This window comes from Pseudoxanthomonas sp. LjRoot204_2, assembly GCF_056175765.1.
In genome coordinates this window covers 1-7775 of record NZ_JBGFFG010000140.1, presented here as the reverse complement: position 1 = coordinate 7775, position 7775 = coordinate 1, and the positions used below count along the sequence as shown (strand labels likewise).

Genomic DNA, 7775 nt, shown 5'->3' with positions numbered 1-7775 from the left:
CGCACCGGGTGCGCGGCCAGTGGAGCCACGCGTTCGACGTGCTGGAACCGCTGGTCCGCGAACACCCGCAGTGGCCGCTGGCCCATCTAGAACACGGCCTGGCGCTGGGCCGTGCCGGACGCGGTGGCGAAGCCGTTCCCGCACTGCGACGCGCGCTGGCGTTGAAGCCCGACTTGCCGCAGGCCTGGCGCGAGCTTGGCGACCACCTTGCCGCGATGGGCGACACCGAGGGTGCGGCCGGGGCCTACCTGCAGCACACGCGCCACTCCACGCGCGACCCCGACCTGATGCAGGCCGCCGCCGCGCTCGCCGACAACCGCATTCCCGAGGCCGAGGCGCTGTTGCGCGCGCGCCTGAAGCGCACGCCCACCGACGTCGCCGCGATCCGCATGCTGGCCGAAGTCGCCGCGCGCGTCGGGCGTATCGAAGATGCCGAAGCTTTGCTCGCGCGATGCCTGGAGCTCGCGCCCGACTTCCATGCCGCGCGGCAGAACCATGCGCTGGTGCTGCATCGTGCCAACCGTACGCAGGAGGCGCTGCAGGCCATCGATGCGCTGCTGGCGCACGACCCCGACAACCCCGCGCACCTCAACCTCAAGGCGGTGGTCCTGTGCCGCGTGGGCGACTACGAACCCGCGCTTGCGCTGTACGAGCGCGTGCTGGCGTCCTACCCGGACCAGGCCAGGATCTGGATGAGCTACGGCCACGCGCTGAAGACGGCCGGCCACACGGCACGCGCGATCGAGGCGTATCGACAGGCGTTGGCGCTGGAACCGGGTGCCGGCGAGGTGTGGTGGAGCCTGGCCAACCTGAAGACCTTCCGCTTCAGCGGCGAAGACCTGGCCGCGATGCGTGCGCAGCACGCGCGCACCGACCTGGGCGACGACGACCGGCTGCACCTGGACTTCGCATTGGGCAAGGCCCTGGAGGATGCCGGCGAGCATGCCGCATCGTTCGTGCACTACCGCGACGGCAACGCGCTTCGCCGCACGCAGCTGGACTACGACGCCGACGACACGCAGGCACGGGTCGCGCGGCTGAAAGCGTCGCACACGACCGCCTTTTTCGCCGCGCGGGCAGGCCAGGGCTGCACCGCGCCCGACCCGGTCTTCATCGTCGGCATGCCGCGTGCGGGCTCGACGCTGCTCGAACAGATCCTGTCCAGCCATTCGGCCGTGGAAGGCACGATGGAACTGCCCGACATCACCTCCATCACCCGCGACCTGCGCGAGCAGGCGCGGGCAGGCGGTGCGGACACGTACCACGACCTGCTGGCGACGCTCGACGGCGACGCATTGCGGGCGCTGGGCCAGCGCTACCTCGACGCGACCCGCATCCACCGGAAATCGAGCCGTCCGTTCTTCATCGACAAGATGCCGAACAACTTCGCCCATACCGGCCTGATCCACCTGATGCTGCCGAACGCGAAGATCATCGACGCACGCCGGCATCCGCTGGCCTGCTGCTTCTCCGGCTACAAGCAGCATTTCGCGCGCGGCCAGGGCTTCAGCTATGCGCTGGAGGACATCGGTCGCTACTACCGCGACTACGTGGCCCTGATGGCGCACTACGACACCGTCCTGCCCGGCCGCGTGCACCGGGTGATCTACGAACAGCTGGTGGACGACACCGAGGCCGAGGTGCGCCGCCTGCTGGACTACTGCGGGCTGCCGTTCGAGGACGGCTGCCTGCGCTTTTTCGAGAACGCGCGGCCCGTCAGGACCGCCAGTTCCGAACAGGTCCGCCAGCCGATCTACCGCGAAGGCGTGGATCACTGGCGGCATTACGAACCGTGGCTGGAGCCGTTGAAGAACGCCTTGGGGCCTGTGTTGGGCGCCTATCCGGCGGTTCCGGATTCCACGGAGGGCAGTTCCATCCCCGATTGACCGTCATCACTGGAGAGAGGTGAGCTGGATGAGTACCCGCAGCAGAAGAAAACCGGGGCGGCGCGATCCGTCGACCCTGGCGAGGTTCCCGTTGACCGCCGCGATCTACCTCGCGTTCGGTGCCACGGCGATGGCCCAGGACGCACCCGCCACGCCGCCCGCCGAGGGCGAGCGCGCCGCGGCCACGCTGGACACCATCACGGTGACCGCGCAGAAGCGCGTGGAGAACCTGCAGGAAGTGCCGATCAGCATCCAGGTGCTGGGCACGGAGCAGCTGAAGAACCTCAACGTCACCGATTTCGATGACTACGTGAAGTACCTGCCCAGCGTGTCGTACCAGTCGGCCGGTCCGGGCTTCGCGCAGATCTACATGCGCGGCGTCGCCAGCGGCGGCGACGGCAACCACTCCGGTTCGCTGCCCAGCGTGGGCGTGTACCTGGACGAACAGCCGGTCACCACCATCCAGGGCCCGCTGGACATCCACATCTACGACATCGACCGCGTCGAGTCGCTGGCCGGTCCGCAGGGCACGCTGTACGGCGCCAGTTCGCAGGCGGGCACGCTGCGCATCATCACCAACAAGCCCGACCCCACCGGTTTCGCCGCCGGTTACGGGCTGGAAGTGAACAGCGTCAGCAACGGCGGCATCGGCCACGTCGCCGAGGGCTTCCTCAACCTGCCGATGAGCGATCGCGCGGCGATCCGCCTGGTCGCGTGGAACAAGCACGACGCCGGCTACATCGACAACGTGTATGGCACGCGTACCTTCCCCTCGTGGGACGCCGACTCCGGCRGCAACGGCACCATCGACAACGCCGACCGCGCGAAGAAGGACTACAACGAGGTCGACACCACCGGCGCGCGCCTCGCGTTGAAGGTGGACCTCAACGACACGTGGTCGATCACCCCGACGATCATGGGCCAGCAGCAGAAGTCCAAGGGCGGCTTCGCGGTCGACCCGCAGGTGGGCGACCTGGCGCTGACCCACTTCTATCCGGAGAGTTCCGACGACCGCTGGTGGCAGGCCGCACTGACGGTGGAAGGCAAGATCGGCAACTTCGACCTGACCTACGCGTTCGCACGCCTGGATCGCGACGTCGACGTGGAGCAGGACTACAACGACTACGCGTTCTGGTACGACACGCTGGCAGCGTACGGTGCGTACACCTGTTCCGATTTCGATCCCGATACGTTCACCTGCGCGCCCGGCTCGCTGGTCAATCCGTCGCAGTACATCCAGGGCGTGGACGGCTACAAGAAGACCAGCCACGAGTTGCGCATCGCCTCGCCGACCGAGAACCGCTTCCGCTTCGTCGCCGGCGTGTTCATGCAGGACCAGGAACACGACATCGAGCAGCGCTACAAGATCGATGGCCTGTCGCCGGTGCAGTCGGTCACGGGCTGGCCGGACACCATCTGGCTGACCAAGCAGCTGCGCCAGGACAAGGACAAGGCGGTGTTCGGCGAGCTGAGCTTCGACATCACCGAAGACCTGACCGCCACCGCCGGCGCACGCTGGTTCGAGGTCGACAACAGCCTGAAGGGCTTCTTCGGCTTCGCCGACTGGGGCTGGGTGTCGAGCTACGGCGAGGCGGCTTGCCCGGACGGCGCGCCGACCTTCAACGGTGCGCCCTGCAGCTTCTTCGACAAGCGGGTGAAGGAGAACGGCCACATCGGCCGCTTCAACCTGACCTGGCGGATCGACCCGAACAAGATGATCTACGGCACATGGTCGGAAGGCTTCCGCCCCGGCGGCATCAACCGCCGCGGCACGCTGCCGCCCTACCTGTCGGATTACCTGACCAACTACGAGTTCGGCTGGAAGACCACCTGGCTGGAAAACCGCCTCTCGTTCAACGGTTCGGTGTTCCGCCAGGACTGGGAGGACTTCCAGTTCTCCATCCTCGGCGCCAACGGCCTGACCGAGATCAAGAACGCCAACCAGGCGCGCATCAACGGCGCCGAGTTCTCGCTGGCGTTCGCGGCGACCTACAACCTGCAGCTGACGGCCGGCGCCGCGTTCTACGACGCGGAGCTGACCGAGAACTACTGCGGCTTCACCGACGACGACGGCAACCCGGTCACGGAGTGCGCGGACCCCGAGGCACCGGAGGGCACGCAGCTGCCGGTCACGCCGAAGGTCAAGGGCAACCTGACCGCGCGCTACACGTTCGACATGGCGGGTGGCGAGGCCTTCCTGCAGGGTGCGGTGGTGCACGTGGGTGATCGCAAGTCCGACCTGCGCCTGGCCGAACGCGAGATCCTCGGCGACCTGGATGCGTACACCACGGTCGACGTGTCGGCCGGCTTCCGCCGCAACAACTGGAAGGTGGACGTGTACGTCAACAACCTGTTCGACGAGCGTGGCGAGCTGAGCCGCTTCACCCAGTGCGCCGAAGCCGTTTGCGGTGCCGCGGGCGTGGTGCCGGAGTATCCGAACGGCCAGGTCTACACGGTCGTCTCGCAGCCCCGCACGATCGGCCTGCGCTTCTCGCAGGAGTTCTGACGCAGCACGCGCCGGAATGCGGCAACGAAAAGCCCCGGTGCGAGCCGGGGCTTTTTTTGTGTCGAAGATAACGGGGCGATCAGGAATCGCGTGCGCTCGCCTCGCGGTCGTTCTCGCGCATCTCGTACCACATGCCATTGAGGATGGCGAAGCTCGCCGCCAGGCCGGCGCCCAGGATCCAGCTGAAATACCACATGCGGAAGCCTCCTCAGTATGCGTTGGGGTTGCGCCCCATCCCGTCCTGGTCGACCTTGCCGCGCAGCACGCGGAAGACCCAGGCGGTATAGAGCAGGATGATGGGCAGGAAGAACGCCGTCGCCAGCAGCATGATGAACAGCGTCATGTGGCTGGACGACGCATCCCACAGGGTCAGGCTGGAGCCGGCCTGCGTGGACGACGGCAGCAGGAACGGGAACGTCGCCACGCCTTCGGTCAGGATGATGCCGACGATGCTGATCGACGATGCCAGGAACGCCAGCCCCGCACGCCCGATGCGCAACAACACGGCGCTCAGCAGCGCGCCCGCCACACCCAGCAGCGGCAACAGCCAGGTGATCGGCCAGCGCGCGTAGTTGTCCATCCATGCACCGGGCTGCGCCACGGCGATCTTGGCGAGCGGGTTCGACGGGCCGGCGGTATCCATCGCGACCTGCAGCGCGTACCCATCGATGCGCGCAACCCAGAGGCCGCCGATCACGAACAGCACCGCCGTCGCCACCCCGGCGATGCTGCCGTAGCGCCGCGCGCGCTCGGCGATGGCGCCGGAGGTCTTCATCGCCAGCATGCCGGCGCCATGCATCACCAGCATCGCCACGCTGACCAGGCCGCACAACAGCGCGAACGGCGTCAGCAGCCCGAACAGTCCGCCTTCGTAGTACACCCGCAAGGTATCATCGAAATGGAAGGGCACGCCGAGCAGCACGTTGCCCATCGCCACGCCGAACACCAGCGCCGGCACCAGCCCGCTGACGAACAGCGCCCAGTCCCACGCGGCGCGCCAGCGCGGATCAGGCACCTTGCTGCGGAACTTGAACCCGACCGGCCGCAGGATCAGCGCGAACAGGATCAGGAACATCGCGATGTAGAAACCGGAGAAACTCACGGCATACAGCGGCGGGAACGCCGCGAAGATCGCACCGCCGCCGAGGATCAACCAGACCTGGTTGCCCTCCCATACCGGGCCGATGACGTTGAGCACGATGCGGCGCTCCTCGTCGGTGCGCGCCACCGCGGGCAGCAGCGTGGCCACGCCGAGGTCGAAGCCGTCCATCACCGCGAAGCCGATCAGAAGGATGCCCAGCAGCAGCCACCAGATCAGGCGCAGCGTCGCGTAGTCGAGGGGAATGGTGTCCATGCGTCGTCTCCCGTCAGCCCGCGAGGGCCGGTTGTGGCGCGGGGGCGTCCGATGCTGGCGCGGACAGGTGCTCGGGTCCCTTCAGGATCAGCTTGCGCATCAGCCAGACCTCGATGACGGCCAGCACCGTGTAGATCAGCACGAAGCCGCTGAGCGTGATGATGATCTGGTGCAGCTTCAGCCCCGACGCGGCCAGGAAGGTCGGCAGCACGCCATCGATGATCCAGGGCTGGCGGCCGTATTCGGCGATCAGCCACCCGGCCTCGATCGCCAGCCACGGCAGCGGCAGGCTCCAGAACGCCACCTTGAGGAACCAGCGGTACCGATCCAGTCGTTGCCTGCTGGCCAGGTAGAACGCAACCGCGAAGAACGCGATGAAGTAGAAGCCCAGCCCGGCCATCAGGCGGAAACTCCAGAACAGCGGCGCGACGTGCGGGATGGTGTCGTGCGCGGCCTGCGCGATCTCCTCTTCGGTCGCGTTGCCGATGTCCTCGCGGTAGCGCTTGAGCAGCAGCGCGTGGCCGATGTCGCGCCAGTGCGCCTCGAAGATGTAACGCGCGGTGCCGTCGTTGCGGTTGGCGCGCAGCTTCTGCAGCGCCTCGTAGCCCATCAATCCATTGCGGATGCGGCCCTCGGCGCGCTCCACCAGTTCGAGGATGCCCGGCATCTCGGTATTGAACGAACGCGTGCCGATCAGCCCCATGACGTAGGGGATATGCAAGGCGTAGTGGTTGGTCTGGTTCTTCTGGTCGGGGATCGCGAAGGCATTGAAGCCGGCCGGCGCGGGTTCGGTCTCCCACATCGCCTCGATGGCGGCGAGCTTCATCTTCTGGTGCTCGCTGGTGGCGTAACCGCTCTCATCGCCCAGCACGACGACCGACAGCGCCGCCGCCAGGCCGAAGCTGGCGGCGACCGCCATCGAGCGCTTGGCGAAGTCGGCGTTGCGGCCGCGCAGCAGGTAGAACGCGCTGATCGCCATCACGAACATGGCGCCGGTGACATAACCGGCCGACACGGTRTGSACGAACTTGGCCTGCGCCACCGGRTTGRWSAKCACCGCSAWGAAGTCGGTSAYCTCCATGCGCATGGTCTSSGGGTTGAAGACCGCACCGACCGGATTCTGCATCCAGCCGTTGGCCACCAGGATCCACAACGCCGAGAAGTTCGACCCAAGTGCGACCAGCCAAGTGACCACCAGGTGTTGCACCTTGCTCAGCTTGTCCCAGCCGAAGAAGAACAGGCCSAYGAAGGTCGCTTCCAGGAAGAAKGCCATCARSCCYTCGATGGCCAGCGGCGCGCCGAAGATGTCGCCKACGTARTGGCTGTAGTASSWCCAGTTCATGCCGAACTGGAACTCCATCACGATGCCGGTGGCCACGCCCATCGCGAAATTGACGCCGAACAGCGTGCCCCAGAACAGGGTCATGCGCCGCCAGATGTCGCGCCCCGTCATGACGTAGACGCTCTCCATGATTGCGATCATGAAGGACAGCCCCAGGGTCAGCGGCACGAACAGGAAGTGATACATTGCCGTCAGCGCGAATTGCAGACGGGACAGTTCGACGACGGTCATGTCCGGCATGGGGATGCGGCTCCCGGTTGTCTGGCGGGGATTCTAGCCCTCCCACTGTCATGGACGGGGGCGACCATCTGTCGCACCCCCCTTCGCCCTGCCCTGCGGCATCCTGCGCGCCCCGCGGCCACCGGCCGGCGGGGGGGGGGGGGGTTGATCCTGATCAATGCGGCCCGGCTGGCCGGACCCGAAAATCCACCGTACCAGAATAGGAGAGGCCGCATGCAAGGCGTCCAGGGGACTTATAACGACAAGGTGGTGCGCCAGTTCACGGTGATGACCGTGGTCTGGGGCATCGTGGGGATGCTGGTGGGGGTGCTGATCGCCGCGCAGCTGTATTGGCCGGCGCTGAATTTCGACCTGCCGTGGCTGAGCTACGGCCGGCTGCGTCCGCTGCATACCAACGCGGTGATCTTCGCGTTCGGCGGCTGCGCCCTGTTCGCCACCAGCCTGCAC

Annotated in this window: 6 protein-coding genes; 3 read left to right on the top strand and 3 right to left on the bottom strand. The window is 66.8% G+C overall.

Features of this window, described 5'->3' with window-relative positions; translation table 11 throughout:
* The first annotated feature begins 8 nt into the window (after positions 1-8).
* Both AC04L7_RS08510 and AC04L7_RS08505 read left to right on the top strand, forming a co-directional pair.
* Entirely contained in the window at positions 9-1886 is a 1878-nt protein-coding gene (locus AC04L7_RS08510) for a tetratricopeptide repeat-containing sulfotransferase family protein (RefSeq protein ID WP_475512821.1), read from the top strand.
* Positions 1887-1914: 28 nt separating this feature from the next.
* On the top strand, positions 1915-4392 hold the full coding sequence (locus AC04L7_RS08505) for a TonB-dependent receptor (RefSeq protein WP_475512820.1): 2478 nt from the start codon (positions 1915-1917) through the stop codon (positions 4390-4392).
* 79 nt (positions 4393-4471) lie between these two features.
* On the opposite strand, the gene cydX is transcribed toward AC04L7_RS08505, so the two are convergent.
* Genes cydX through AC04L7_RS08490 form a run of 3 tightly spaced genes read right to left on the bottom strand, consistent with a single transcriptional unit; the run spans position 4472 to position 7328 of the window.
* On the bottom strand, positions 4472-4588 hold the full coding sequence (gene cydX, locus AC04L7_RS08500) for a cytochrome bd-I oxidase subunit CydX (RefSeq protein WP_299345879.1): 117 nt from the start codon (positions 4586-4588) through the stop codon (positions 4472-4474).
* Positions 4589-4600: 12 nt separating this feature from the next.
* Positions 4601-5746 carry a cytochrome d ubiquinol oxidase subunit II gene (gene cydB / locus AC04L7_RS08495; RefSeq protein WP_436000501.1) on the bottom strand — a complete coding sequence of 382 codons (1146 nt, stop codon included), beginning with the start codon at positions 5744-5746 and terminating at the stop codon, positions 4601-4603.
* Between the two features lie 13 nt (positions 5747-5759).
* Entirely contained in the window at positions 5760-7328 is a 1569-nt protein-coding gene (locus tag AC04L7_RS08490) for a cytochrome ubiquinol oxidase subunit I (RefSeq protein WP_475512819.1), read from the bottom strand.
* Between the two features lie 213 nt (positions 7329-7541).
* Between AC04L7_RS08490 and AC04L7_RS08485 the strand changes: the two genes are divergently transcribed.
* The coding region (locus tag AC04L7_RS08485) for a cbb3-type cytochrome c oxidase subunit I (protein WP_475512818.1) at positions 7542-7775 on the top strand (234 nt) is incomplete at its 3' end.